This window comes from Pseudonocardia sp., from assembly GCF_035305885.1.
Lineage (GTDB): Bacteria > Actinomycetota > Actinomycetes > Mycobacteriales > Pseudonocardiaceae > Pseudonocardia.
This window is the reverse complement of sequence record NZ_DATGOP010000067.1, coordinates 60,886-85,285: the sequence shown is the minus strand read 5'-3', so window position 1 is coordinate 85,285 and position 24,400 is coordinate 60,886. Positions and strand designations below refer to the sequence as shown.

Here is a 24,400-nt window from a genome sequence, read left to right as displayed (position 1 = left end):
GCCGTCCGCCGCAGAACCCGCTACGGCGTCAGCCGGGCAGCACGATCTTCGCGAGCTCCGCCGACGAGGCCAGCAACGGGTGGGACGGCAGCACGCGCACGGTGTAGCCGGTGAGCCCGGCGTGCGGCAGCTTGACCACCGACTCGAAGCGCTCGCCCATGCCCTCGGCCGCGCCGACGTGCTCCATCTGCACGGTGATCGTGTCGGTGAGGTCGTCGGTCTCGCCGACCCGGCCGATCACCGCCTCGACGGAGACGTCCTTCGGGTCGAGCCCGGCGAGCTGCACCGACGCCCGCACGGTCATGGGCGCGCCGACCTCGGGCGTGTCCGGCAGGCCGGACGCGTCGACGCCGGTGATCTGCACGTTCGGCCACGCCTCGTTGAGCCGGGCCCGGTAGGCGGCGAGCTCGCGGGCGGGCCCGTAGCCGTCGGCGGAGATCCGCGCGGCGGCGCGGGCGGCCGGGGCGTACCAGTCCTCGACGTACTCGCGCACCATCCGGGTGGCCTGCACCTGGGGCCGCAGCGTGGTGAGCGTGTGGCGCACCATCTCCACCCAGCGCGGGGGCACGCCGTCGACCCGCTCGTAGAACGCGGGCGCCACCTGGGTGGCGAGCAGCTCGTAGAGCGCGTTGGCCTCGAGGTCGTCGCGGCGGGCCGGGTCGTCGATGCCGTCCGCGGTGGGGATGGCCCACCCGTTGGCGCCGTCGTAGAACTCGTCCCACCAGCCGTCGCGGATCGACAGGTTCAGCCCGCCGTTGAGCGCCGACTTCATGCCGGACGTGCCGCAGGCCTCCAGCGGCCGCAGCGGGTTGTTGAGCCACACGTCGCAGCCCCAGTACAGGTACCGGGCCATCGACATGTCGTAGTCGGGCAGGAAGACGATGCGGTGGCGCACGGCGGGGTCGTCGGCGAACCGCACGATCTCCTGGATCAGCGCCTTGCCGCCGTCGTCGGCCGGGTGGCTCTTGCCCGCGACGACCAGCTGCACCGGCCGGTGCGGGTCGAGCAGCAGGTCGCGCAGCCGGTCCTTGTCGCGCAGCATCAGCGTGAGCCGCTTGTAGGTGGGCACGCGGCGGGCGAACCCGACGGTGAGGACCTCCGGGTCGAAGACGTGGTCGGTCCACGACAGCTCCGGAAGCGACGCGCCGCGCTGCAGCCACGCCTCCCGCACCCGGCGGCGCACCTCTGCGACCAGGCGGGCGCGCAGCGCCCCGCGCAGCTCCCACAGCATCTCGTCGGAGACGACGTCGCGCTTCGTGTGGTTGCCCGCCGAGCCCGCGTCGCCGAGCAGGGCGGTGACCTCGCGGGCCTCCCAGGTGGCGCCGTGCACGCCGTTGGTGACCGAGCCGATCGGCACCTCGTCGGCGTCGAAGCCCTCCCACAGCCGGCCGAACATGCCGCGCGAGACCGCGCCGTGCAGCCGGGAGACGCCGTTGGCGCGCTGGGCGAGCCGCAGACCCATGTGGGCCATGTTGAACGTGTTGGGGTTCTCCTCGGCGCCGAGCGCGAGCACGCGGTCCACCGGGACGCCCGGGAGCATGTCGCCGGAGAAGTAGTGGCGCACGAGGTCGAGCGGGAACCGGTCGATCCCGGCGGGCACCGGCGTGTGCGTGGTGAACACGGTGCCGGCGCGGACCGCGGCGACCGCCTCGTCGAACGACAGGCCGTCGCGGTCCTGCAGCTCCCGGATGCGCTCGAGGCCGAGGAAGCCCGCGTGGCCCTCGTTGGTGTGGAACACCTCGGGCTCGGGGTGGCCGGTCACCGCGCAGAACGCGCGCACGGCCCGGACCCCGCCGATGCCGACCAGGATCTCCTGCTTGATGCGGTGGTCCTGGTCGCCGCCGTAGAGCCGGTCGGTGACGCCGCGCAGGTCCGGCTCGTTCTCCTCGATGTCGGAGTCGAGCAGCAGCAGCGGCACCCGCCCGACCGTCGCCTGCCACACCCGCGCCTTCAGCGTGCGCCCCTCCGGCATCGCGACCTCGACGAGGACGGGTCCGCCGTCGGGGTGGGTGAGCAGCTGCAGCGGCAGGCCCTGCGGGTCGAGCACCGGGTAGTGCTCGAGCTGCCAGCCGTCGAGCGAGAGCGACTGGCGGAAGTAGCCGGACCGGTACAGCAGCCCGACGCCGATCACGGGCACCCCGAGGTCGGAGGCCGCCTTGAGGTGGTCGCCCGCGAGCACGCCGAGGCCGCCGGAGTAGTTCGGCAGCACCTCGCTCACGCCGAACTCCATCGAGAAGTAGCCGACGGCGGCCGGCAGCGACGGGTCGTTCTCCCGCTCCAGCTGGTACCAGCGCGGCTCCTGCAGGTAGCTCGCCAGGTCGTCGGCGAGCTCCCGCACGGTGACCACGGTGTCGGCGTCCTTGGCCAGCACGGAGAAGCGGGCGGTGGAGATCTCCCCGAGCAGGCGCACCGGGTCGTGCCCCGCGCGCTCCCACGCCTCGGGGTCGAGCGTGGCGAACAGGTCCTGGGTGGGGGTGTGCCAGGTCCACCGCAGGTTGGTGGCCAGGGTCTGCAGCGGCGCCAGCGCAGCGGGCAGCTGGGCGCGGACGGTGAACCTGCGAAGTGCCTTCACCCGCCGAACCATAGATGAATCCATCCCGGGATCGGTCCAGTCCCGGGATGCCGGTTGCCCCGCGATCGAACTGGAACTAGGTTGGTTGCAGTTCGAGGGGAGATCGGGTGGCACTCAGCAGCAGGAGCGCGGTGGCGATCCACGCCCTCACGATGCTGGGCCGCCGGGAGGACCGGGCCCGCACGTCGGCGGAGGTCGCCGACAGCCTGGCGAGCAACCCGGTGCTGGTCAGGCGCATCCTCGGCAGCCTGCGCGACGCGGGTCTGGTGCGGTCGACCGAGGGGCGCCTCGGCGGCTGGCGGCTCGCCCGCTCCCCGCGCGAGATCACCCTCCGCGACGCGTACGCGGCGGTCGAGGAGGGCCCGATCCTGTCCCGCCACCCCCACCCGCCCAACCAGGCCTGCGAGGTCGGCCGGCACATGCAGGCCGTGCTCGAACACGAGTTCCGCGAGGCGGAGCGGGCGATGGAGGAGCGGCTGGGCCGTACGACGATCGCCGACCTGGTGCAGCAGACGATCGCGCGGGAACGCGAGCTGACGCGCCGGTAGCCGACCGCGGCGGGGCCCACGGGGCCTCCGCCGCTTTTCTCCGCCCTAACTGCAACCAAATCAGTATCAATTCATGGCGGCGCGCGCACGACGTCCACGACCGGGCGCACACGCTCCGGGCTCGCGCTGCCGGCCGTGCTCGTGCCGGCGATGCTCGCCACCGTCGTCGCGAGCGCCATGGTCAACCTCGTGCTCCCGGCGATCGGCGCGCGGTTCGGGGCGTCCGCGGCGCAGCGCGCGTGGGTCGTCACCGGCTTCCTGCCGGCCTTCGCCGTCGGCATCCCCTGCTACGGGCGGATCGCCGACGGGGCGAGCCTGCCGGCGCTCTTCGGGTTCGCCCTCCTGACCTACGCCGCGGGCAGCCTGGTCTGCGCGCTCGCCCCCGCCCTGCCGGTGCTCGTGGCCGGGCGGATCGTGATGGGGCGGGCGCGGCCGCGATCCCGGTCCTGTCGATCATCGCGGTGACCAGGGTGCTGCCCGCCGACCGGCGCGGGACGGGGATCGGCGTCGTCTCGGCGAGCACCGGCGTCGGCGCCGCGGGCGCCGCGGCGGGCCCGGCCCTCGGCGGCGGGGTCGGCCAGCTCATGGGGTGGCCCGCGCTGTTCTGGCTGATGGGCGCGGAGGCGCCGGCGTGTTGCCGGCGGCCTGGCGCGCGCTGCCCGCGGCAGCGCCCGCGGGCGCGCGCCGGTTCGACGTCGCAGGCGGCGCCCTGCTCGGGCTCGGCGCCGGGCTGTTCCTGTTCGGCGTCACGCAGGCGCGGGTCGCGGGCTTCTCCGCGCCGTCGTCGTGGGCGAGCCTCGCGGCGGCGGCCGTGGCGCGGCGCTCTTCGGGTGGCGCACCGCCCGCGCCCCGCACCCGTTCGTCCCGCCTGCGCTGTTGGCCAACCGCCCCTGCCGCACCGCGGTGCTCGTCGCGGCACTCACGATGGCGGTCAACCTCGGCGCCCTCGTGCTCGTGCCGCTGCTGGTCGTCGACGTGGGCGGGCTCGCCCCCGGGGCCGGGGCGCTGGTCATGATCCCCGCGGGGATCGCCGTCGCCGCCCCCTCCCCCGCGATCGGCCGCATGTCCGACGCCGTCGGCACCCGACCGCTGGTGCCGGCCGGTCTCGCGGCCGTCGCGGGGGCGCTCAACCCCCTGCACCGCCGGAGCGGGTGCCGCGTTCTCCGACGCCTCCCTGGCCATGGCGGCGCTCGCGGCCGTCACGCTGCCGTCGCCTCCCGGCTGCGTCCGGTGCGGTCGTCCGCCAGGTGAGAGCGGGCGGTTCGACCGGTACGGGACTACCGTCCGACGGATGGACCTCGAGGAGGCGCGCGCGGTCGTCCGCGAGCAGCACCGCGCGGTGCTCGCCACCGTGCGCCACGACGGCACCCCGCAGCTGTCGCCGGTCCTGGTCGCCGTGGCCGACGACGGACGGCTGCTCGTGAGCACCCGCGAGACCGCGCTCAAGGTGCGCAACCTGCGCCGCGACCCGCGCACGTGGCTGTGCGTGCTCCCCGACGGGTTCTTCGGGCGCTGGATCCAGGTGGAGGGTCGCGCCGAGATCGTGTCCCTGCCCGAGGCGATGGACGGCCTCGTCGACTACTACCGCCGCGTCTCCGGCGAGCACGACGACTGGGACTCCTACCGCGCCGCGATGCAGCGCGAGCGCCGGGTGCTGCTGCGGATCGAGCTCACGCGCGCGGGCCCCGACCGCGCGGGCTGAGACGGCGGGCTGAGCCGGTGGGTCACAGATAGCGGGCGAACCACTCGACGGCGAGCCGGTCCACCTCCGCCGCGGCGGGCAGCTGCGGCGCGGGCTCGGTCCCGGGCTCGTCGGCGAACGCGTGGGCCATGCCGGCGACGTCCACGAGCTCCGCGCGCACCGAGCGCGCGGCGAGCGCGTCGCGCAGCCGCCGGGCGGGCGCGCGGAACGCGGCCTCGTCGTCGTCCGCGCCGACGGCGAGCAGCGTGGCCGGGCACGCGGCCACCTCGTCGGCCCGCGCCACGAAGTCGAGGCGCCGTGCGATGGCGAGCGACGGCTCCGACCACGGGTAGTCGACCCCGAACCGGGCGCCCATCGCCGCGACGACCGGGCGCAGCTGCGCCATCGGGCTGACCAGCACCGCGGCCGCGACGTCGTGCCCGCCGCCCGCGATCACGAGCTGCGCGACGGCGGCCCCGAGCGACCCGCCGAGGAGCCCGATCGGCCCGTCGCGGAACCCGAGCCGCCGGCGCAGCTCGGCATGCGCGGGCCCGAACTCCTCGGCTGCCTCGGCGGTGATCGGCCCGTACAGGTTCTGGACGGCGTCGGCGTGGCCGAGCCGCATCAGCTCCTCGGCCCCGCCCTCGGGCGAGCGCGCCCCGTGCCGGGGCAGGCCGAGGTAGATGCGCCACGCGTCGAGGCCGGCGAGCGGCAGCGCCGCCGCGAGTGCGGCCTCGGTGCGCGGCGCGTCCATCAGGTGCCACGCGGCGACGACGGGCGCGGTCGCGCGGTCGCCCGCCGGGGGCACGGCTACGAAGGGAACCCCGGCCGCCGTCCCGGTGATGGCGGTGTCGACGATCATGTCTGCCTCCCGAACTGTACGGCGTCCAATATAACTGGACGCTGTACAGTTCACAAGGTGCGTTCCTCCCGAGGACCCGGCCAGCGCGCCGGGCTGAGCCGCGACCGCGTGCTCGACGCGGCCACCGAGCTGCTCGCCGAGCGCGGCTCGGTCTCGATGCGCGCGGTCGCGCAGCGGCTCGGCGTCGCGCCCAACGCCCTCTACAGCCACGTGGCGGACCGGACCGCGCTGGTCGACGGCGTGCTCGACCGCGTGCTCGCCCAGGTGGAGGCCCCCGCACCCGGCGCGGGCGACCCGCGCGACGCGCTGCGCCGACTGATGGCCTCGACCCACGACGTCCTGCTGCGCCACCCGCAGCTGGTGCCCGCGTTCCTCGCCCGCCAGGGCGCGCGCGGCGAGAACGCGCAACGCCTCGGCGCGGTGGCGCTGGAGCACCTCGCGGCGGCCGGGATCACCGGCGACGCGGCCCGCGAGGCGCTGCGGGTGCTGATCGTCTACACGATCGGCTTCGCGGCGTTCGACGGCGACGACGGGGGCCCGCTGACGCGCTCCGAGCTGCGCACGACGTTCCAACGCGGGCTCGACTGGCTGATCACCGGCGTGTGTGGGTCGTCCGGGTGACCATCGGGTGAACGGGCGCGCCCCGTTCCCGCCGAACGCGCAGCGGGTAGGTACTTTTGTGACTTCCGCGACGGGGTGCTCAGCTGGGGGTGTGCCGATGACCGGTCGGCTCGGGATCGATGACGTCACTCCTACCGTGAGCGGCGGGCGTCATCCGAGCAAGGCCGTCGTCGGGGAGGTCATCCCGATCACCGCGACCGTGTGGCGGGAGGGCCACGACGCGGTCGCTGCCAACGTCGTCTGGCGGCGGGTCGGCAGCCAGGGCGCCGCCCACCACGTCCGGATGCAGCCGGTCGGCACCGGCACCGACCGGTTCGCCGCCACCGTCGTGCCCGACGAGCCGGGCCTGTGGACCTTCCGCGTCGACGCGTGGAGCGACCCGTGGTCGACGTGGCGCCACTCCGTCACCGTCAAGCTCCAGGCGGGCCAGGGCCCCGAGGAGCTCGCCAACGACCTGGAGATCGGCGCCCGGCTGCTGCAGCGGGTGGGCCGCCGCCCCGGCGAGCGCCCGCACCGCGACCTGCTCTTCGGCGCCGCCAACGCCCTGCGCGACACCGCGCTGCCGCTGCACGCGCGGGTGGCGCCCGCGCTGTTCCCGGCCGTCGAGAAGATCATGACGGAGCGCCCGGTCCGCGAGCTCATCACGCGCGGCCGGCCGTACCAGATCTACGTCGACCGCAAGCGCGCCCTGTTCGGCTCCTGGTACGAGTTCTTCCCGCGCTCCACCGGCGGCGTCGACGAGCAGGGCAGGCCGATCCACGGCACGTTCGTCACCGCGTCGAAGGAGCTCGACCGCATCGCCGCGATGGGCTTCGACGTGGTCTACCTGCCGCCCATCCACCCCATCGGCAAGATCCACCGCAAGGGCCGCAACAACAACGTCAACGCGGGCCCCGGCGACGTCGGCTCGCCGTGGGCGATCGGCTCGGACGCGGGCGGGCACGACGCGATCGAGCCGGAGCTCGGCACCATCGAGGACTTCGACGCGTTCGTCGAGCGCGCCCGCGACCTGGGGATGGAGGTCGCGCTCGACTTCGCGCTGCAGTGCGCCCCCGACCACCCGTGGGTGCGCGAGCACCCCGAGTGGTTCACCGTGCGCCCCGACGGCACGATCGCCTACGCGGAGAACCCGCCGAAGAAGTACCAGGACATCTACCCGATCAACTTCGACAACGACCCGGCGGGCATCTACGCCGAGGCGCTGCGCATCGTGCTGCACTGGGTCGAGCACGGGGTGCGGATCTTCCGGGTGGACAACCCGCACACCAAGCCGCCGAACTTCTGGCACTGGCTCATCTGGCAGGTGAAGTCCCGCCACCCCGACGTGCTGTTCCTGGCCGAGGCGTTCACCCGTCCCGCCCGGCTCTTCGGGCTCGCCCGCCTGGGCTTCACGCAGTCCTACACGTACTTCACCTGGCGCACCACGAAGCAGGAGCTCACCGACTTCGCGCTCATGCACGCCGAGCGCGCCGACGAGTGCAGGCCCAACTACTTCGTCAACACGCCGGACATCCTGCACGAGTCGCTGCAGACCGGCGGGCCCGCGATGTTCGCCATCCGCGCCACGCTCGCGGCCACGCTGTCGCCGACATGGGGCATGTACTCCGGGTTCGAGCTGTTCGAGCACGAGCCGGTGCGCCCCGGCAGCGAGGAGTACCTGAACTCCGAGAAGTACGAGCTGCGCCCCCGCGACTACGCCAGGGCCCTCAACGAGGGCCGCTCGCTCGAGCCGTACATCACGCGGCTCAACGAGATCCGCCGCGCCCACCCGGCGCTGCAGCAGCTGCGCGACCTGCACTTCCACGAGGTCGACAACGACGCGCTCATCGCGTACTCGAAGACCGACCCGGCCACCGGCGACACCGTGCTCGTCGTGTGCACCCTCGACTCGTTCCACGCACGGGAGGGCACGACGTCGCTCGACATGCCCGCGCTGCGCATGGACTGGAACGAGCGGTTCACGGTGCACGACGAGATCACCGGTGAGACCTACGAGTGGGGGCAGCACAACTACGTGCGGCTGGAGCCGTGGCGCAACGTGGCCCACATCTTCCGCGTGCAGCGTCATCAGGCCTGACGGCCGGGCCACCGGGCCCCACCGGCGCCGTCAGCGGAACGCGGCCGCGGTGCGGCCCGCCCACTCGGCGTAGGTCCGCGCCGGCCTGCCCAGCACCCGTTCCACGTCCGGGCTCGGCGTGCGCTCGGCGGGCAGCGGGTCGCCGACGGCGTCGAGGGTCGCCTCGACCACGCGCTCGGGCATGGACCGCACCATCCGCTCCCTCGCCTCGGCGCGGGACAGCTCGACGACCCGCACCGGCTCGCCCAGCGCCGCACCGATGGCCGCGGCCCGCTCGCGTGGGGAGAGCGGCGCGGGGCCGGTGAGCTCGTAGACCCGGCCCAGGTGCCCGTCGCCGACCAGCGCGGCGGCCGCGACCTCCGCGATGTCGGCCGGGTCGATCACCGGGAGCGCGACGTCGGGGAACGGGGTGGGCACGGTCCTCGTGGCGCGCACCGCCTCGGCCCACGCGAGGTCGTTCGAGGCGAAGCCGCCCGGCCGCAGCAGCGTCCACCCCAACCCGGACGCGGTCACCGCCTCCTCCAGGTGCGGCGAGTGCCGCCCCGTTCCCACGCCCTGCGAGGACAGCAAGACCACCCGCTTCACGCCCGCCGCCCGGACGACGTCGAGCACGGCGGGGAGGTCGCCGCCGCCCGCGTGCCAGTCGCCGGAGGTCAGCAGGAACACCGCGGTGGCGCCGCGCAGCGCGGGCTCGAGGGTCTCCGGCCGAAGCAGGTCGGCCGGCACGCACGCGACCCCGTCCGGCGCATCGGGCACGCGCCGGGCCACCGCCGTCACCTCCTCGCCGGCCGCGGCGAGCGCCCGAACCAGCGGCCGCCCGACGTTCCCCGTCGCCCCGGTCACCACGATCACGATCTGCTCCTTCCACCCGGTACGGGCGGAAGCTACTGTCATCGGTGCAGTGGATACCCAGAGGAAAGCGACTATCCTGGTGCAAGCGCAGGCGTGCCCGATCAGCCCGGTGGTCGACATCGTGTTCAGCCGGTGGACCACGCCGATCCTCTGGACGCTGCACCACCACGGCCGGCAGCGGTTCGTCGAGCTCCAGCGGCGCATCGACGCGATCACGCCGAAGGTCCTCACCCAGCGGCTGCGCCAGCTCGAACGCGACGGGCTCGTCGTGCGCACCTACCACCCCACCGTCCCGCCGCGGGTGGAGTACGAGATCAGCGAGCTGGGGCTGAGCCTCGCGCCGCTGTTCGCGCAGCTCGCCCACTGGGCCGAGGACCACCTCGACGAGGTGGAGCGGGCGCGGGCGAGCTACGACGCAGCGGGCCGCCCCCTGAGCAGCTGACGGGGGCGCACGGGGCCCGCCGGCCCGATGACGGCGGGTGATCATACGGCCGCCGAGAGCAACGCCTCCGATGCCGCCTGCCCCCGAGCTCCGCGACGGTGGGAGCTACGCTCCGAGCAGCCGCCGGCCACGTTCTGCGCCCGGACCCGAAGCCCGGTAAGACTGGCCGAGTGCGGCCTCCACCCCCCATCCCCGCTCGGTAGGAACGCGATACGCCCATGTCGACCGACACCTCGGCCTCTGAGCCCTGGCACGCCGATGACGAGCAGCTCGTCGAGACCTCGTCGGGGGAGTTCGATCACGCGCGCACGCTCGACGTCGACCACGAGTGGTACAAGCGAGCGGTCTTCTACGAGGTGCTCGTCCGGGCGTTCGCCGACTCGAACCGCGACGGCACCGGAGACCTGCGCGGGCTCACCGAGAAGCTCGACTACATCCAGTGGCTCGGGGTGGACTGCATCTGGCTCCCGCCGTTCTACGACTCGCCGCTGCGCGACGGCGGGTACGACATCCGCGACTTCCGGTCGGTCCTGCCCGAGTTCGGCACCGTCGAGGACTTCGTCGTGCTGCTCGACGAGGCGCACAAGCGGGGCATCCGCGTCATCACCGACCTGGTGATGAACCACACCTCCGACCAGCACCCCTGGTTCGAGGAATCCCGCCGCAACCCCGACGGCCCCTACGGCGACTTCTACGTCTGGGCCGACGACGACTCCGGCTACCCGGACGCGCGGATCATCTTCGTCGACACCGAGACGTCGAACTGGACCTACGACCCGGTGCGCGGGCAGTTCTACTGGCACCGGTTCTTCTCCCACCAGCCGGACCTCAACTACGACAACCCGGCCGTGCAGGAAGCGATGCTCGAGGTGCTGCGCTTCTGGCTCGACCTCGGCATCGACGGCTTCCGCCTCGACGCCGTGCCCTACCTGTACGAGCGGGAGGGCACGAATTGCGAGAACCTCCCGGAGACGCACGCCTTCCTCAAGCGCTGCCGGAAGGTGATCGACGACGAGTACCCGGGCCGCGTGCTGCTCGCCGAGGCCAACCAGTGGCCGAGCGACGTGGTCGAGTACTTCGGCGACCCGGCCGTCGGCGGGGACGAGTGCCACATGGCGTTCCACTTCCCGCTGATGCCGCGCATCTTCATGGCGGTCCGCCGGGAGAACCGGTTCCCGATCTCGGAGATCCTGGCCCAGACCCCCGCCATCCCGTCGGGCTGCCAGTGGGGCATCTTCCTGCGCAACCACGACGAGCTCACGCTCGAGATGGTCACCGACGAAGAGCGCGACTACATGTACGCGGAGTACGCCAAGGACCCGCGGATGAAGGCCAACATCGGCATCCGCAGGCGGCTCGCCCCGCTGCTCGACAACGACCGCAACCAGCTCGAGCTGTTCACGGCGCTGCTGTTGTCCCTGCCCGGCTCGCCCGTCCTCTACTACGGCGACGAGATCGGGATGGGCGACAACATCTGGCTCGGTGACCGCGACGCGGTGCGCAGCCCGATGCAGTGGACCCCCGACCGCAACGCGGGCTTCTCCACCTGCGACCCCGGCCGGCTGTACCTGCCGCTGATCATGGACCCGCTCTACGGCTACCAGGCCGTGAACGTCGAGGCGCAGCTCAACAGCACCACCTCGCTGCTGCACTGGACGCGCCACATGATCGAGGTTCGCAAGCGCCACCCCGCGTTCGGGCTGGGCGAGTACCACGAGCTCGGCGGCTCGAACCCGTCCGTGCTGGCCTACGTCCGGTCCTACGAGGACGACATCGTGCTGTGCGTCAACAACATGTCGCGCTTCCCGCAGCCGGTGGAACTGGACCTCTCGCCGTGGCAGGGTTGCCGTCCCCACGAGTTGACCGGCGGGGTGCCCTTCCCGCGGATCGGGGAGCTGCCCTACCTGCTCACCCTGCCCGGGCACGGCTTCTACTGGTTCTCGATCAAGAAGTTGGTGGAGGAGACTGGATGAGTCTCGACGAGGAGCTCCCCGAGCTGCTGCGCGAGTGGCTGCCGAAACAGCGCTGGTTCGCCGCGAAGGCCAGGCCGGTCCGGTCGGTCGCGATCGCGTCGTCCACGCCGCTGGTCACGGACGGGGAGCCCCTCGTCGACCACCTGCTGCTGACCGTCGAGCTCGACGACGACTCCCCGGCCCAGCACTACCAGCTGATCGTCGCGCGGCGGGAGCACCCGCGCGGCGAGCTGGAGCACGTGGTGATCGGCGTCGCCGGCGGGCTCGTCGCCTACGACGGGCTGTGGGACCCCGATGTCACCGAGTGGCTGCTCGACGCGATCCGCACCGGGCACACCGTGGGTGACCTGCGGTTCGTACCCGAGCCGGGCGCCGAGATCGCCCAGGGCGCCACCGGCAGGGTGCTCGGGGTCGAGCAGTCCAACACCTCGGTGTCGTGGGGCGAGCAGTCGATCCTCAAGCTGTTCCGGCGGCTCCAGCCGGGCGTCAACCCCGACCTCGAGCTGCACCGCGCCCTCCGCTCCGTGGACAGCCACGAGGTCGCGGCCCTGCAGGGCGCGATCGAGGGCGTCCTCAACGGCGAGCCGGTCACGCTCGGCATGCTCCAGGACTTCGCCGCCAACTCCGCCGACGGCTGGTCCATGGCGCTCGCCAGCGTGCGCGACCTGCTCGCCGAGGGCGACCTGCGGGCCGACGAGGTCGGCGGCGACTTCGCGGCCGAGGCGTCCCGGCTGGGCGAGACCGTCGCCGTGGTGCACGCCGAGCTGCGCCGCGCGCTCGACACCTCGCAGGCCGACCCGCGCGAGCTGGCCGGCGCGTGGCACGACCGGCTCACCGCCTCCGTCGCCGAGGTGCCCGCGCTCGCCGAGCACGCCGCGCCGATCCGCGCCGTCTACGACGCGGTGGGCGCGCTGCCCGACCCGATCCCCACCCAGCGCGTGCACGGCGACCTGCACCTCGGGCAGACGCTGCGCACCCCGCAGGGCTGGCTCGTGATCGACTTCGAGGGCGAGCCCGCGGCCCCGCTCGCCGAGCGCGTGCGGCCGGACTCGCCGCTGCGCGACGTCGCCGGCATGCTGCGCTCCTTCGACTACGCCGCGTTCCACCAGCTCGCGGAGTGGGACGACGCGGTGTGGACCGACCCGGACCACGAGTCCCAGCTGGAGTGGCGGGCCCGCGAGTGGGCCGACCGCAACCGTTCCGCCTTCTGCGACGGGTACGCGCTGCGCGCCGGCGCCGACCCGCGCGACCAGGCCGTCCTGCTGCGGGCCTTCGAGCTGGACAAGGCCGTGTACGAGGTGGTCTACGAGACCCGGTTCCGCCCCTCCTGGGCACCGATCCCGCTGGCGTCGATCTCCCGGCTCACCGCGGACGCCCAGTCCGACGCCGGCGTCTAGCGAGGAGCGGGGAAGGCCCCGCCCGCCGCGAGGTCCGCGAGGAGCGCGCCGACGTCGCGCCCCGCCGCCCACCGGCTCACCGCGCAGGCCGCCTGCGCGTAGACCCCGGGCGTCGGCGCTCGCCGCACGCAGCCACCCGTCGAGGGTCGCAGGCAGCGGCCCCGCCGGCTCGACGAGGCAGCGGTCGCCGCCGGGCCGCAGGTAGCGCGGGTCGTCCGCGACCAGCACGGCGAGCCCTTCGTCGAACCACTGCGGCACCGACCCGAGCCGCGCGTGCACCTCGACGTGGGTGAGCTCGTGCGCGGCGATCACGGGGTCGATCCCCCGCGGCGAGAGCATCACCGCGCGGTTGAGCACCGCGACCCCGCGCTCGCCACCACCGCCGATCCGCGCGTAGCACGCATCGGTGAGGCAGGCGAGGAACCGCGGCTCGCTGCGCAGCCCGCCGAGGAACGCGGCCACGCGCCGGGTGCCCTCGTCGACGGCGTCGACGACCTGCCCCCGCTGCGCCGCGGTGGCCCCCGGCTCGACGTGCAGGCCCGGGCGGACCTCGTCGAACCCGTAGCAGCCGGGGCAGGTCGTGGCGCCGACGGCCGGGAACGCCACCCCCACCGCGAGTAGGGCCGCGAGCAGCACGGCGAGGAGCCCTCCGAGGAGCACCCGCCACCACATGCCGCCTCCGTTCACCCTTCGGACCCACATCCTGGCGCAGGGTGATCGGATCGTTGTTCCCAGGCTCGGCGACTTCGGCCTGAGCGCACTAAGGTGCGCCCGTGGATCGTGAGGAGAACCGCACCCAGACGATCAGTGGTCGGGTCGACCCGTGCCCGCCGGACCCGCACACGATCGACCGGCTGCTCGGCGGATCGCACCACGACCCGCACTCGGTCCTCGGGGCGCACCCGCACCCGGACGGCACCGTGGTGCGGGTCCTGCGCCCGCACGCCGACGGGGTGGAGGTCGTGCGCGAGGGCGGGGAGGGCGTCCCGCTGGTCAAGGTGCACGACTCCGGCCTGTACTCCGGGGTGGTGCCCGGTCCGCCCTCCGACTACCGCCTCGCCGTGCGCTACGGCGACCGGGTGGACATCGTCGACGATCCGTACCGGTGGCTGCCGACGCTCGGCGAGATCGACCTGCACCTCATCGGGGAGGGCCGCCACGAGCGGCTGTGGGAGGTGCTCGGCGCGCACGTGCGCGAGTACGACACGCCGGCGGGCCCCGTCTCCGGCACGAGCTTCGCGGTGTGGGCGCCGACGGCGCAGGGCGTGCGCGTCACCGGCGACTTCGACGGCTGGTCCGGCTGGGCGCACCCGATGCGGGTGCTCGGCAGCTCCGGCGTCTGGGAGCTGTTCGTGCCCGGCATCGCGCCCGGCACCCGCTACAAGTTCCGCATCCTCGGCCAGGACGGGCGGTGGCGCGACAAGGCCGACCCCCTCGCGTTCCGCACCGAGGTCCCGCCGGCCACCGCCTCGATCGTCGACGCCTCCGAGCACGTGTGGGGCGACGAGGAGTGGATGGCCGCCCGGGCGCTCAAGCAGGCGCACGCGGAGCCGATGAGCATCTACGAGGTGCACCTGGGCTCGTGGCGGCCCGGGCTCGGCTACCGCGAGCTCGCCCACCAGCTCGCCGACTACCTCGACGAGACCGGGTTCACCCACGTCGAGCTGCTGCCCGTGGCCGAGCACCCGTTCGGCGGGTCGTGGGGCTACCAGGTCACCTCGTACTACGCGCCCACCTCGCGGTTCGGCACGCCCGACGACTTCCGCTACTTCGTCGACCACCTCCACCAGCGCGGCTACGGGGTGATCATCGACTGGGTGCCCGCGCACTTCCCGCGCGACGAGTGGGCGCTGGCCCGGTTCGACGGCTCGCCGCTGTACGAGCACGCCGACCCGCGCCGTGGCGAGCAGCCCGACTGGGGCACGCTCGTGTTCGACTTCGGCCGCCGCGAGGTCCGCAACTTCCTCGTGGCCAACGCCCTCTACTGGCTCGACCAGTTCCACATCGACGGCCTGCGCGTCGACGCCGTGGCGAGCATGCTCTACCTCGACTACTCCCGCCCCGAGGGGCAGTGGCTGCCCAACGTCCACGGCGGACGCGAGAACCTCGACGCGGTGGCGTTCCTGCAGGAGATGAACGCCACCGTCTACCGCAACCACCCCGGCGTCGTCACGATCGCCGAGGAGTCCACGGCCTGGCCGGGCGTCACGCGGCCCACCCACCTCGGCGGCCTCGGCTTCGGCTTCAAGTGGAACATGGGCTGGATGCACGACACGCTCGACTACGCCGGGCGTGACCCGATCTACCGGGCCTACCACCACAACCAGATGACCTTCTCGCTGATGTACGCGTTCAGCGAGAACTTCGTGCTGCCGCTCTCCCACGACGAGGTCGTGCACGGCAAGGGCTCGCTGTGGGGGCGCATGCCGGGCGACGCCTGGAACAAGGCGGCCAACCTGCGGGCGCTGCTGGCCTACATGTGGGCCCACCCCGGCAAACAGCTGCTGTTCCAGGGCGGCGAGTTCGGCCAGGAGCAGGAGTGGTCGGAGTCCCGCTCGATCGACTGGCACCTGCTCGACGACCCGCTGCACGCAGGGTTGAAGCAGCTGGTCGCCGACCTGAACCGGACCTACCGCGCCACCCCGGCGCTGTGGACGAAGGACACCACACCCGAGGGCTTCTCCTGGATCGACGCCAACGACGCCTCGGGCAACGTCCTGAGCTTCCTGCGCCACGGCGTCGACCCCGACGGGAAGCCGACCGTGCTCGCCTGCATCGCCAACTTCTCCGGCAGCCCCAAGCACGACTACCGGGTCGGGCTGCCGTTCGCCGGCCGGTGGCGCGAGGTGCTCAACACCGACGCCCAGATCTACGGCGGATCCGGCGTCGGCAACCTGGGGGCCGTCGAGGCCGAGCAGACCATGTGGCACGGGCGACCCGCGTCCGCCGTGCTGCAGCTGCCGCCCTCGGGTGTGCTGTGGCTCGTGCCGGAGCCGGGTGAGGGCGCCGTGCGCCGCCGCACCGCGGCGACCGCGAGCGCGCCCCCTGCCGCGCCGCGGGGCGACGAGCCGGACCTCGCCGAGGAGGTCCCCGCCTCCGACGCGCCGGCCCGCACGCCCGCACCCCCGCCCGCGCCCAGCGCGCCGGCCGGGGACCCCGACCTCGACGCCGAGATCCCGGCCACCGACGCCCCCGAACGCCCGACCTCCGTCGCCGGCCCCGCCTCGGTCGCCACCGGCACGAGCGCACCCGTCACCCGGCCCGCGACCACCCCGGACCCGCAACCGGCCACCGAGCCGAGCCGCAGCGCCGACACGTCACCGCCGCAGGCGGCCGACGACGCCGACGTCGCCGACGAGGTCCCGGCCACCGACGCACCCGAACGCCCGTCGGCCCGCACCGAGCCCGGGGCGCAGAACGGCGTCCGCCTGGCGACGCAGGACCCGTCCTCGCTCATCGACGCGCCGTGGAGCTCCGCGCGGGCGGGCGGCGCCACGACGCCCTCGACCGAGCCGGGTGCGGCCGACACCGGCGAGCTGCCGGTGGAGCCCGGCCCGGAGGCGGGCGCCGCCGTGCCGGACGAGCCCCCGCCCGGCACGGACACGGTGCTCGACTCCGGCCCGGCCGCGCCACCCGCCTCCGACGCGCCGCGGGAGGCGCCGCCGACGCCGTCCGTCGCGGACGCGGCTCAGCCGGACGACGCGGGGACCGGCTCGGGCTCCTCCGCCGCCGACCGCACCGACGACGACAGCAGCACCGCCCAGTAGCCGATCAGGATCGCGCAGTAGAGCGACCGGCCCAGGTCGGCGACGACGCCGTCCGGCGGCCAGTCGGCGTTCCAGGACACCGGGATGACGGCGAGCGCGAGCCCCGCCGCCGTCAGCGCCCCGAGGCCGAGTGGCACGAGCGCGAGCGCGCCGGGGAACAGCAGCATGAGGTAGTTGTGCCACGCGATGGGGGACAACAGCAGCCCGGCCGCGAGCACCGCCCACGGCGCGGTGCCCGCCGGGTCGATCCGGTCGCGCCTGCGGCCGATCCACACCAGCGTGCCGACCAGCACGGCGAGCCCCACCACGCTGCCGAACACCGGCGGCACGCCGAAGCGCACGGCGAGCCCGGGCAGCGACGCGTTGTCGACGGTGTCGGGCACCGGCTCGCTGAACGCGATCCGCAGCCACTCGACGCCGCTGGACGGCCCGGCCACCAGCACGCCGGCGAGCGTCGCCACCGCCGCCGCGGCCACCCCGGCCCGCAGCGGCACCCAGCGGCGCTGGACGGCGAGCAGGAGCAGGATCGGCGCGAGGGAGGGCTTGAGCGCCACCGTGACGCCGTAGAGCACCGCGGCGAGCACCGGCCTGCCGCGCCGCTCGGCGATCCAGCCCGCCACGAGCCCCGCGAGCAGCAGCGGGTAGATCTGGCCGAGCACGAGCGTGCCGTGCAGCGGCGAGGAGGCCAGCACCGCGAGCAGCGCGAGCGCGGTGGCGGTGCGCGACAGCCGCAGCTCCCGGGTCACCGCGAGCACCGCGGCCACCACCAGCAGCAGCGTGGCGACCATGAACACCCGGTACGCGGTGAGCGCGTCGAGCCACGCGAACGGCACGAGCAGCACCGTGAGCAGCGGCGGGTTGAGGTTGGTGAGCTTCGCGGGCGTGTCGTAGATGTCCTGGCCCGCGGTGAGGGCGACCGCGGAGTGCCAGAAGGTGTCGAAGTCGACGTGGAGGTCGCGCATGTCCGGCGCCGGCAACATCGTCACCAGCGCGTCGGGGTGCCGCACGTGCAGCACCACCGCGGTGAGGAGCGACGCCAGCACGACCACGCAGGACACCGCCCGGCGCGCGGCCGCGCCGCTCGACGCCGGGGGGTACCGGTCCGGCCCTCGGGTGGACGGGAGCCGTCGGTTCTGCACTGGCACGGTGCCTGACGCTATCCCGCCGGTGCGGGTTCGGCCGAAACGCCTCCCCCGCGGCGGCCGGCACGGGATGATGGGACGCGTGTCAGCACCGCGACGCGCCCCCGCGGCCGCGCTCGTCGCCGCGCTCCTGCTGCTCGCCACCGCGTGCAGCCAGGTGGTGCCCGGCAGCCCGCGCCCCGGCCTCGCCGCCGCCGTGTCCCCGGCCACCCCGGCCGTGGCCGCCCGGTCCGACCCGGCCGGGCGGGTCGCCGCCGCCACGGCGGAGGCCGTGCAGGAGTTCTGGCGCGCCGAGTTCCCCGCCGCCTTCGGGCGGGAGTGGCGCGACATCGGCTCGTTCGCCGCGGTCGAGACCCGCGACCCGGCGGCGCCCGCGCCGCCGTGCGTCAACCGCGCGACCGACGTCGTCGACCAGGCCTTCTACTGCCCCTCCGCGGACGTCGTCGCGTGGGACGCCGACGGGCTGATCCCGGCGCTGCACGACCGGTTCGGCCCGGCGGGTGTCGCGGTGGTGATCGCGCACGAGGTGGGCCACGCGGTGCAGTCCCGGCTGGGCGTCGACGCCGAGCAGGCCCGCGCCCCGCAGCGCTTCCCGACGATCCTGCTCGAGTCGATGGCCGACTGCTACGCGGGTGCTGCGCTCGCCCACTTCTCCGACAACCCGGTCGCGGGCCTCCCGCTGGGCCCTGAGGAGCGCGACCGGGCGATGCAGGCGCTCGTCGGGTTCCGCGACCCGCTCGGCGTCGAGGCGGGCGACGCGGCGGCCCACGGCAACGCGTTCGACCGGGTGTCGGCGTTCCAGGACGGCTGGACCGACGGCGCCACGCTCTGCGCCGGGATGACGATCGAGAACCGCACCTTCACCCAGCGCCGGTTCGCCTCCGAGGCCGACCTCGCCCGGGGCGGCAACCTGCCGCTGCGCGAGCTGCTCGCGTTCGTCGAGCGGGACGCCGCGGAGTTCTTCGGTGGCCTGGTCCCCGGGTGGGATCCGCCGGAGCTGTCCACCGGCGGTGCCTGCAGCGTCGCCGAGCTCGAGGTCCAGGGCCCCGCCGCCTACTGCCGCGCCGACGGCGGCGTGGCGGTGGACGTCGCGGCGTTGCAGCAGCTCCACGAGGAGATCGGCGACTTCGCGGGCGCCACCGTCCTGGCCGGCCGCTACGGCATCGCCGCGCTCGACGCGAGCGGGCGGTCACCGGTGGGCGCGCAGGCCGGCGCGGCGGCCACCTGCCTCACCGGCGCGTACACCGGCCGGCTGTTCGAGGCGGTCGAGGGGTTCCAGCTCTCCCCCGGCGACCTCGACGAGGCCGTGCAGGTCCTGCTCGCCGCCGACTGGGTGGCCCGGGACGCCGCGGGCGAGTCCGACCCCGACGACCACGGGTTCGAGCGCATCGGCCGCTTCCGCACCGGGCTGCTCGACGGCCCGGGCGCCTGCCGCTAGCGGCCCGAATCCGGTTGACCCGCGCCGAGCGCCCGGGCAGGGTGGCGGTCGTGGATCTCCGGACGGCCGAGCTGCTGCGGCGGCCGCTGTACGGGCAGTGCTACGAGCGGGGCGACGCCGACTGGTAGCGGGCGCGCTGCCGCCCGCCGTCCCCGTCCGCACCACCGGAGAGGCCCGTCCCGTGCCCACGTCCTCCGTGGCGGCGTTCGTCGCCGCCGTGCCCAAGGTCGAGCTCCACCTGCACCTGATCGGCTCCGCCTCGCTCGAGACCGTCCTCGCGCTGGCCCGGCGCCACCCCGGCCGCGGCGTCCCGACCGAGCCCGACGCGCTGCGCCGCTTCTACGCGTTCACCGACTTCGGGCACTTCCTGCGCGTCTACCACCGGGTGAACCGGCTGGTCACCACGGGCGCGGACGTCGTCACGCTGCTCGAGGGTCTCGCCGCCGAGCTCGCTCGCCGCGCCGTGCGGTATGCGGAGGTGCAGGTCACGCCGGTGCGCAACCGCATGGCCGGGATCCCCTACGCCGACCTGGCCGCGGCGCTGGCCGACGGGCGCGCGCTGGCCCGGGAACGCCACGGCGTGGAGCTGGGCTGGGTCTTCGACGCCGACACCACGCTCGGGCCCGCGGGCGCCGAGGAGACCGTCGACTTCGCGATCGGGCACCGCCCCGAGGGGACGGTCGGGATCGGGCTCGGCGGGCCGGAGGGCGGCGTGCGCCGGGCGGACTTCGCGCCCGCGTTCCGGCGGGCGATCGCCGAAGGCCTGCACAGCGTGCCGCACGCGGGCGAGACGGTCGGCCCGGAGGAGGTGTGGGCGGCGGTCACCGAGCTGCGCGCCGAGCGGATCGGCCACGGGATCGGCTCCGCCGCCGACCCCCGGCTGCTCGAGCACCTCGCCGAGCGCGGGATCACGCTGGAGGTGTGTCCGGTCTCCAACCTGCGCACCGGCGCGGTGGAAGACATCGCGGCGCACCCGCTGCCGAGGCTCGTGGCCGCGGGCGTGCCGGTCACCCTGGCCACCGACGACCCCGGCATGTTCCACACCGACCTCGAGGCCGAGTACCTGGTCTGCCACGAGGCCTTCGGCATGAGCGTCGCCGAGCTCGCCGACATCGCCCGCGCCGGTGCCCGCGCCGCGTTCTGCTCCCCCGAGCTGCGGGCCGAGCTGCTCGCGGGCATCGACCGCGCCGAGGCCGCCCACGCCTGACGGCGCGGGCGGCGGGGACGTCAGTACAGGGCCCTGGCGAGCGCCCTGCGCGCGGTGCTGACCCGGGGGTCGTCGGCCGGGTACAGCTCGAACAGGCTCACGAGGTGCTGGCGCACCCGATCGCGCTCGTCGCCGGAGGTGCGCTGCACCGTGCTGACGAGGCGGTTGAACGCCGCCTCGACGCGGTCGGCCGCCACCTCGGCGTCGGCCGCCTTCAGCTGCGCGTCGATGTCGTCGGGCGCGGCGTCGGCCTTCGCGATGGCCGACGGGTCCGCCGACTCGGCGCGCGCGAGGAACCTGACCTGCGCGAGCGCGGCCTTCGCCTGCTCGTTGCCCGGCTCCGCGGCGAGGATCTGCTCGTAGGCCGCCTCGGCCGCGGCGTAGTCGCCGCGTTCCAGGGCCTCCTCGGCCGCGGTGAACCGCGGGTCCTCCGGCTCCTCGGCCTGGCCGCCCTTCGCGCCCGCCTCGGCCTGGGCGATGCCGGGCATCCGGTCGCGCAGCGCGTCGAGCAGGGCGCCGATCCACTGCTTGACCTGCGGCTCGGGGAGCGCGCCCGTGAACGCGTCGACCGGCTGCCCACCCGCGACGGCGACGACCATCGGGATGGACTGGACGCCGAAGGCCTGCGCGATCCGCGGGTTGGCGTCGACGTCGACCTTGGCGAGGATCCACGCGCCGTTGCCCGCCTCGGCGAGGCGTTCCAGCACGGGCGAGAGCTGCTTGCAGGGGCCGCACCACTCGGCCCACAGGTCGACGACGACCGGGACCTGCAGCGAGCGCTCCAGGACGTCGGCCTGGAAGGTCTGTTCGGTGACATCCACGACGAACTGGCCCGCACCGCCGCCGTCAGGCCGCGAGGGCGCCGCCTTCTGCCGGGCGGCGGCCTCGGAACGGGCCTTCAGCGCGGACAGATCCACGGCACCGGCCATCGCACGCGACAACGCGGCAGTCTGTGCCGCCTGACGAGGATCGGGTCGAGACACGCCACTCATCCTGCCACCGGCGGCACCCACCGCGCGCAGCCGCCGAACATCCGCCGATCGAGATCCGCCCGCCAGGAACTCGTCACGCCCGGTGATCACGAAGGGCGATCGCCCGATCGCACAGCGCCACCGATCACCGAACCGGGCGAGCACCAGAGCGGCGGGCCACTCGTTGAGCATGTTGGAGTGACCGGACGGTCGCTCTGCGTAGACATCCGCACGGCCGCACCCCGCGGCTTCCCTCACTCGAAGGAACCTGCATGAGCACGGAGAACACCGTCGCCGACCGCCTGCTCGAGGACGCACGCAAGAAGGCCGCCAAGAGCGAGAGCCCGGTGCTGGGCAAGGTGGCCCTGATCGTGGGTGCGATCGCCCTGCTCGTCAGCCCGATCTCCATCGTCGGCTGGATCGTCGGCGCGACGGCCCTCGGCCTCGGCGCGGCCGCGGTCCGCAGGCCCGCCGCCGCGAAGCAGGCGAAGATCGCGATGGCGCTCGGCGTCGCCGCGATCCTGGTCGGCGTCTTCTTCTTCACCCTGAACGTCGCGATGCACTGACGCCGGTTAAGAACGAGGGGGCCGCGCGGGCGCCGCGCGGCCCCCTCTTCGCATTCTCTAGTCCTCCTCCTTGAGGTGGGCCTCCACCCGCTCCACCTTCGACCGGAGCTGGCCGGTGTAGCCGGGGCGGATGTCGGCCTTGAGCACCAGGCTCACCCGCGGGGCGTGGGCCTGCACGGCCTCCACCGCCCGCTTGATCACCTCCATCCCCTCGTCCCACGTCTCCGACTCGATGGTCGTGAACATCGAGGTGGTCTCGTTGGGCAGGCCCGACTCGCGGACCACGCGGACGGCGTCGGCGACGGCCTTGCTGACGCTGTCGCTGCCCGTACCCGACGGCGCGATGCTGAAGGCGAAGAGCATGACGCCACGATGCCCCAGCGCAGCCCATGACCGCGACCGCCCGCGGCGTCGCCGCGATCACGCGACCGACCTGCGGCGCCGGTCACGCCGCTCGTGACAGCGGCACTGCTAACGTCGCGAGTCATGGCCCGCCGGCAGCCGCTGCCCTTCGACCCGATCATGCGCGCGGCCGAGCTGTGGAACGAACGGATCGGCCCGTCGCACACGATGGCCGCCGTCACCAGCGTGATGCGGGTGCAGCAGATCCTCCTCTCCGCGGTGGACGGCGCCCTGCGGCCGCACGGGCTGACCTTCGCCCGCTACGAGGCGCTCGTGCTGCTCACGTTCTCCCGGACCGGGCGGCTGCCGATGCGGGTGATGGGTGAGCGCCTGCAGCTGCACCCCACCAGCGTGACCAACATCGTCGACCGGCTGCAGGCCGACGGCCTCGTGCGCCGGATCCCGCACCCGACCGACCGGCGCGCCACCCTCGTGGAGATCACCGACACCGGGTCGTCGCTGCAGGAGGCGGCCACCAAGTCGGTGACCGCCATCGACTTCGGCCTGAACGGCCTCACCCCCGACGAGCAGATGCAGCTCACCGCGCTGCTCGCGCGGGTGCGGCGGGCCGCGGGCGACTTCGTGGAGGGCGAGGCGCCGCCGCGGCGCTGACGCGGCTACCGCTCCCCGGCGGCCGGCCCCTCCCCGTCGCCCGCCGGTGGCGCCGGGTGCCCGGAGCCACCGGGCCACGAGCGCATGGTGGGCGCGCCCCTCGATCGGCGCCGCCGCCGCACCGCGGGCCGGCTGCCCGCTCCCGCCGCCCTCCTCGCACCGCTGCGCCTGCGCCTGCGGCCCAGGCAGTAGCCGCCGATCGCGCCGCCCGTCGATCCGGCGGCCAGCGCCCACACCGAGCACGTCGTGGAATCCACGGCACTCCCCTTCCCAGGTGTTATCGCCCTGTTGCGGCAACGCCGTTGACCATAGGTCGCACCCCCGACATCCTGGATCCGCGACGGATCGACCGCGGGGGGGAAGCTCGTGAAGGGTCGGTTGATGCTGCTGGCCACCGTGCTGGCGGCGATCGCGGTCACGGTGCTGACCACCGCGATCCTGGTGGTGGTCGAGCCCACGGCACCGCGGTCGGAGGCCGTGCGCACGGGCGCGATCAGCGGCGGCACCGTCGTCGCCCTGTACGCGCTGTGGCTCAACGACCGCAGGCGCCGGGTCGAGGAGGGCCGCCACGAGCTCGAGGGCATCAAGGTCGCCGACGAGCGGTTCGCCCGCTCCGTCGAGCTGCTCGGCAACGAGGCCGACCAGGTGCGGGTCGGTGCGCTGCACTCGCTGGTGTGGCTCGCGGGCACCAACCCCCGCTACAAGCAGACCGTTCTCGACATCCTGTGCGCCTACCTGCGCAGGCCGTTCGACCACCCCGCGCTGCGCGACGGGCGGTCCGGCGCCGACGCGCCGCCCGACCCGGGGGCCGACCGCGAGCGGGAGGTGCGGCTCACCGCCCAGCGGCTGATCGCCGACGTCCTCCCGTGGGGCGACGACCCCGACCGGCGCAACTACCACCTCGACCTGTCCGGGGCCCGCCTGGAGCAGTTCCGGTTGGAGGGCAGGCGGATCGGCCGGCTCACCGCGCGCGGCGCCCGGTTCCACGGCATCACCCGGCTCGGCCGGCTGGAGGCGGCCAAACCGGTGCTGTTCACCGACGCGGCCTTCCTCGGCCGGCTCGAGCTGCGCGGGGCCCGGCTCGGCGGAGGCGTGTCGTTCCAGCGCGCCCGTTTCGACGACGACGTGGTCCTCGACGGGGCCGCCGTCGGCTCGTTCCTCGACGTCACGGCCGCGGCGCCCGCGCGCGTGCAGGGCCGGATGGCCGTCGGCCCGCAGGTCCGCACCGAGGGCGCGGTCGAGGGCTGGGCCCTGGACGGGGCGGGGTGAG

The 24,400-nt window shown here is 74.2% G+C and carries 22 protein-coding genes and 2 pseudogenes; 16 read left to right on the top strand and 8 right to left on the bottom strand.

Features of this window, described 5'->3' with window-relative positions:
- Positions 1-28: 28 nt before the first annotated feature.
- Positions 29-2,572 carry an alpha-glucan family phosphorylase gene (gene glgP / locus VKZ81_RS14120; RefSeq protein ID WP_324241986.1) on the bottom strand — a complete coding sequence of 848 codons (2,544 nt, stop codon included), beginning with the start codon at positions 2,570-2,572 and terminating at the stop codon, positions 29-31.
- Positions 2,573-2,679: 107 nt separating this feature from the next.
- On the opposite strand from glgP, the gene VKZ81_RS14115 reads away from it, so the two are divergent.
- The 5 genes and pseudogenes from VKZ81_RS14115 (at position 2,680) to VKZ81_RS14100 (ending at position 4,822) form a co-directional block, all read left to right on the top strand.
- On the top strand, positions 2,680-3,120 hold the full coding sequence (locus tag VKZ81_RS14115) for an Rrf2 family transcriptional regulator (RefSeq protein ID WP_324241985.1): 441 nt from the start codon (positions 2,680-2,682) through the stop codon (positions 3,118-3,120).
- Between the two features lie 135 nt (positions 3,121-3,255).
- Positions 3,256-3,585 carry a hypothetical protein gene (locus VKZ81_RS14110; RefSeq protein WP_324241984.1) on the top strand — a complete coding sequence of 110 codons (330 nt, stop codon included), beginning with the start codon at positions 3,256-3,258 and terminating at the stop codon, positions 3,583-3,585.
- Positions 3,582-3,680: pseudogene (locus VKZ81_RS35140) on the top strand (hypothetical protein); the annotation flags it as partial. The gene VKZ81_RS14110 and the pseudogene VKZ81_RS35140, both read left to right, overlap by 4 nt.
- A 226-nt stretch (positions 3,681-3,906) precedes the next feature.
- Positions 3,907-4,371: a hypothetical protein gene (locus tag VKZ81_RS14105; RefSeq protein WP_324241983.1), complete on the top strand. Its 465-nt coding sequence runs from the start codon at positions 3,907-3,909 to the stop codon at positions 4,369-4,371.
- A 40-nt stretch (positions 4,372-4,411) separates the two neighbouring features.
- The gene (locus VKZ81_RS14100) at positions 4,412-4,822 is read left to right on the top strand and encodes a PPOX class F420-dependent oxidoreductase (protein WP_324241982.1); all 411 of its coding nucleotides are present in this window, start codon (positions 4,412-4,414) and stop codon (positions 4,820-4,822) included.
- A 22-nt stretch (positions 4,823-4,844) separates the two neighbouring features.
- Here VKZ81_RS14100 and VKZ81_RS14095 read toward each other — a convergent pair whose 3' ends face one another.
- Positions 4,845-5,663, bottom strand: coding sequence for an alpha/beta hydrolase family protein (locus VKZ81_RS14095; RefSeq protein WP_324241981.1), 819 nt, complete (start codon positions 5,661-5,663; stop codon positions 4,845-4,847).
- Positions 5,664-5,720: 57 nt separating this feature from the next.
- Here VKZ81_RS14095 and VKZ81_RS14090 point away from each other — a divergent pair, with 57 nt between their 5' ends.
- Together VKZ81_RS14090 and VKZ81_RS14085 are read left to right on the top strand one after the other, a co-directional pair.
- The gene (locus VKZ81_RS14090) at positions 5,721-6,284 is read left to right on the top strand and encodes a TetR/AcrR family transcriptional regulator (RefSeq protein WP_324241980.1); all 564 of its coding nucleotides are present in this window, start codon (positions 5,721-5,723) and stop codon (positions 6,282-6,284) included.
- A gap of 97 nt (positions 6,285-6,381) precedes the next feature.
- Entirely contained in the window at positions 6,382-8,361 is a 1,980-nt protein-coding gene (locus tag VKZ81_RS14085) for an alpha-1,4-glucan--maltose-1-phosphate maltosyltransferase (RefSeq protein ID WP_324241979.1), read from the top strand.
- A 30-nt stretch (positions 8,362-8,391) separates the two neighbouring features.
- Here the strand turns inward: VKZ81_RS14085 and VKZ81_RS14080 are convergent, their stop codons facing one another.
- Positions 8,392-9,213 (bottom strand): NAD(P)H-binding protein, encoded by an 822-nt coding sequence (locus tag VKZ81_RS14080; RefSeq protein WP_324242040.1) that lies wholly within the window; start codon positions 9,211-9,213, stop codon positions 8,392-8,394.
- 79 nt (positions 9,214-9,292) lie between these two features.
- Between VKZ81_RS14080 and VKZ81_RS14075 the strand changes: the two genes are divergently transcribed.
- The 3 genes from VKZ81_RS14075 to VKZ81_RS14065 all read left to right on the top strand — a co-directional run bounded on the left by VKZ81_RS14075 (position 9,293) and on the right by VKZ81_RS14065 (position 13,025).
- On the top strand, positions 9,293-9,655 hold the full coding sequence (locus tag VKZ81_RS14075) for a winged helix-turn-helix transcriptional regulator (RefSeq protein ID WP_324241978.1): 363 nt from the start codon (positions 9,293-9,295) through the stop codon (positions 9,653-9,655).
- Between the two features lie 218 nt (positions 9,656-9,873).
- On the top strand, positions 9,874-11,628 hold the full coding sequence (gene treS, locus VKZ81_RS14070; protein WP_324241977.1) for a maltose alpha-D-glucosyltransferase: 1,755 nt from the start codon (positions 9,874-9,876) through the stop codon (positions 11,626-11,628).
- The gene (locus tag VKZ81_RS14065; RefSeq protein WP_324241976.1) at positions 11,625-13,025 is read left to right on the top strand and encodes a maltokinase N-terminal cap-like domain-containing protein; all 1,401 of its coding nucleotides are present in this window, start codon (positions 11,625-11,627) and stop codon (positions 13,023-13,025) included. The genes treS and VKZ81_RS14065 overlap by 4 nt, the downstream gene beginning before the upstream one ends.
- Here the strand turns inward: VKZ81_RS14065 and VKZ81_RS14060 are convergent.
- Positions 13,022-13,153 carry a hypothetical protein gene (locus VKZ81_RS14060; protein ID WP_324241975.1) on the bottom strand — a complete coding sequence of 44 codons (132 nt, stop codon included), beginning with the start codon at positions 13,151-13,153 and terminating at the stop codon, positions 13,022-13,024. The genes VKZ81_RS14065 and VKZ81_RS14060 overlap by 4 nt on opposite strands.
- 675 nt (positions 13,154-13,828) lie before the next feature.
- Here VKZ81_RS14060 and glgB point away from each other — a divergent pair.
- Positions 13,829-16,018, top strand: a pseudogene (glgB, locus tag VKZ81_RS14055) (1,4-alpha-glucan branching protein GlgB); the annotation flags it as partial.
- Positions 16,019-16,713: 695 nt separating this feature from the next.
- Here the strand turns inward: glgB and VKZ81_RS14050 are convergent.
- Positions 16,714-17,937 (bottom strand): glycosyltransferase family 87 protein, encoded by a 1,224-nt coding sequence (locus VKZ81_RS14050; protein WP_324241974.1) that lies wholly within the window; start codon positions 17,935-17,937, stop codon positions 16,714-16,716.
- A 79-nt stretch (positions 17,938-18,016) separates the two neighbouring features.
- Here VKZ81_RS14050 and VKZ81_RS14045 point away from each other — a divergent pair, with 79 nt between their 5' ends.
- Both VKZ81_RS14045 and add read left to right on the top strand, forming a co-directional pair.
- Positions 18,017-19,372, top strand: coding sequence for a neutral zinc metallopeptidase (locus tag VKZ81_RS14045; RefSeq protein ID WP_324241973.1), 1,356 nt, complete (start codon positions 18,017-18,019; stop codon positions 19,370-19,372).
- Between the two features lie 181 nt (positions 19,373-19,553).
- On the top strand, positions 19,554-20,579 hold the full coding sequence (gene add / locus VKZ81_RS14040; protein WP_324241972.1) for an adenosine deaminase: 1,026 nt from the start codon (positions 19,554-19,556) through the stop codon (positions 20,577-20,579).
- A 20-nt stretch (positions 20,580-20,599) separates the two neighbouring features.
- Here the strand turns inward: add and VKZ81_RS14035 are convergent, their stop codons facing one another.
- Positions 20,600-21,508, bottom strand: coding sequence for a tetratricopeptide repeat protein (locus tag VKZ81_RS14035; RefSeq protein WP_324241971.1), 909 nt, complete (start codon positions 21,506-21,508; stop codon positions 20,600-20,602).
- Between the two features lie 314 nt (positions 21,509-21,822).
- On the opposite strand from VKZ81_RS14035, the gene VKZ81_RS14030 reads away from it, so the two are divergent.
- On the top strand, positions 21,823-22,116 hold the full coding sequence (locus VKZ81_RS14030; RefSeq protein ID WP_324241970.1) for a hypothetical protein: 294 nt from the start codon (positions 21,823-21,825) through the stop codon (positions 22,114-22,116).
- A gap of 57 nt (positions 22,117-22,173) precedes the next feature.
- Here VKZ81_RS14030 and VKZ81_RS14025 read toward each other — a convergent pair whose 3' ends face one another.
- Positions 22,174-22,479: an MTH1187 family thiamine-binding protein gene (locus VKZ81_RS14025; protein WP_324241969.1), complete on the bottom strand. Its 306-nt coding sequence runs from the start codon at positions 22,477-22,479 to the stop codon at positions 22,174-22,176.
- Between the two features lie 123 nt (positions 22,480-22,602).
- On the opposite strand from VKZ81_RS14025, the gene VKZ81_RS14020 reads away from it, so the two are divergent.
- Complete coding sequence (locus tag VKZ81_RS14020) at positions 22,603-23,130, top strand: MarR family winged helix-turn-helix transcriptional regulator (RefSeq protein ID WP_324241968.1); 528 nt, start codon at positions 22,603-22,605, stop codon at positions 23,128-23,130.
- Positions 23,131-23,135: 5 nt separating this feature from the next.
- Here VKZ81_RS14020 and VKZ81_RS14015 read toward each other — a convergent pair whose 3' ends face one another.
- On the bottom strand, positions 23,136-23,387 hold the full coding sequence (locus VKZ81_RS14015; protein WP_324241967.1) for a hypothetical protein: 252 nt from the start codon (positions 23,385-23,387) through the stop codon (positions 23,136-23,138).
- Positions 23,388-23,511: 124 nt separating this feature from the next.
- On the opposite strand from VKZ81_RS14015, the gene VKZ81_RS14010 reads away from it, so the two are divergent.
- Complete coding sequence (locus VKZ81_RS14010) at positions 23,512-24,399, top strand: pentapeptide repeat-containing protein (RefSeq protein WP_324241966.1); 888 nt, start codon at positions 23,512-23,514, stop codon at positions 24,397-24,399.
- The last annotated feature ends 1 nt before the right edge of the window (position 24,400 follow it).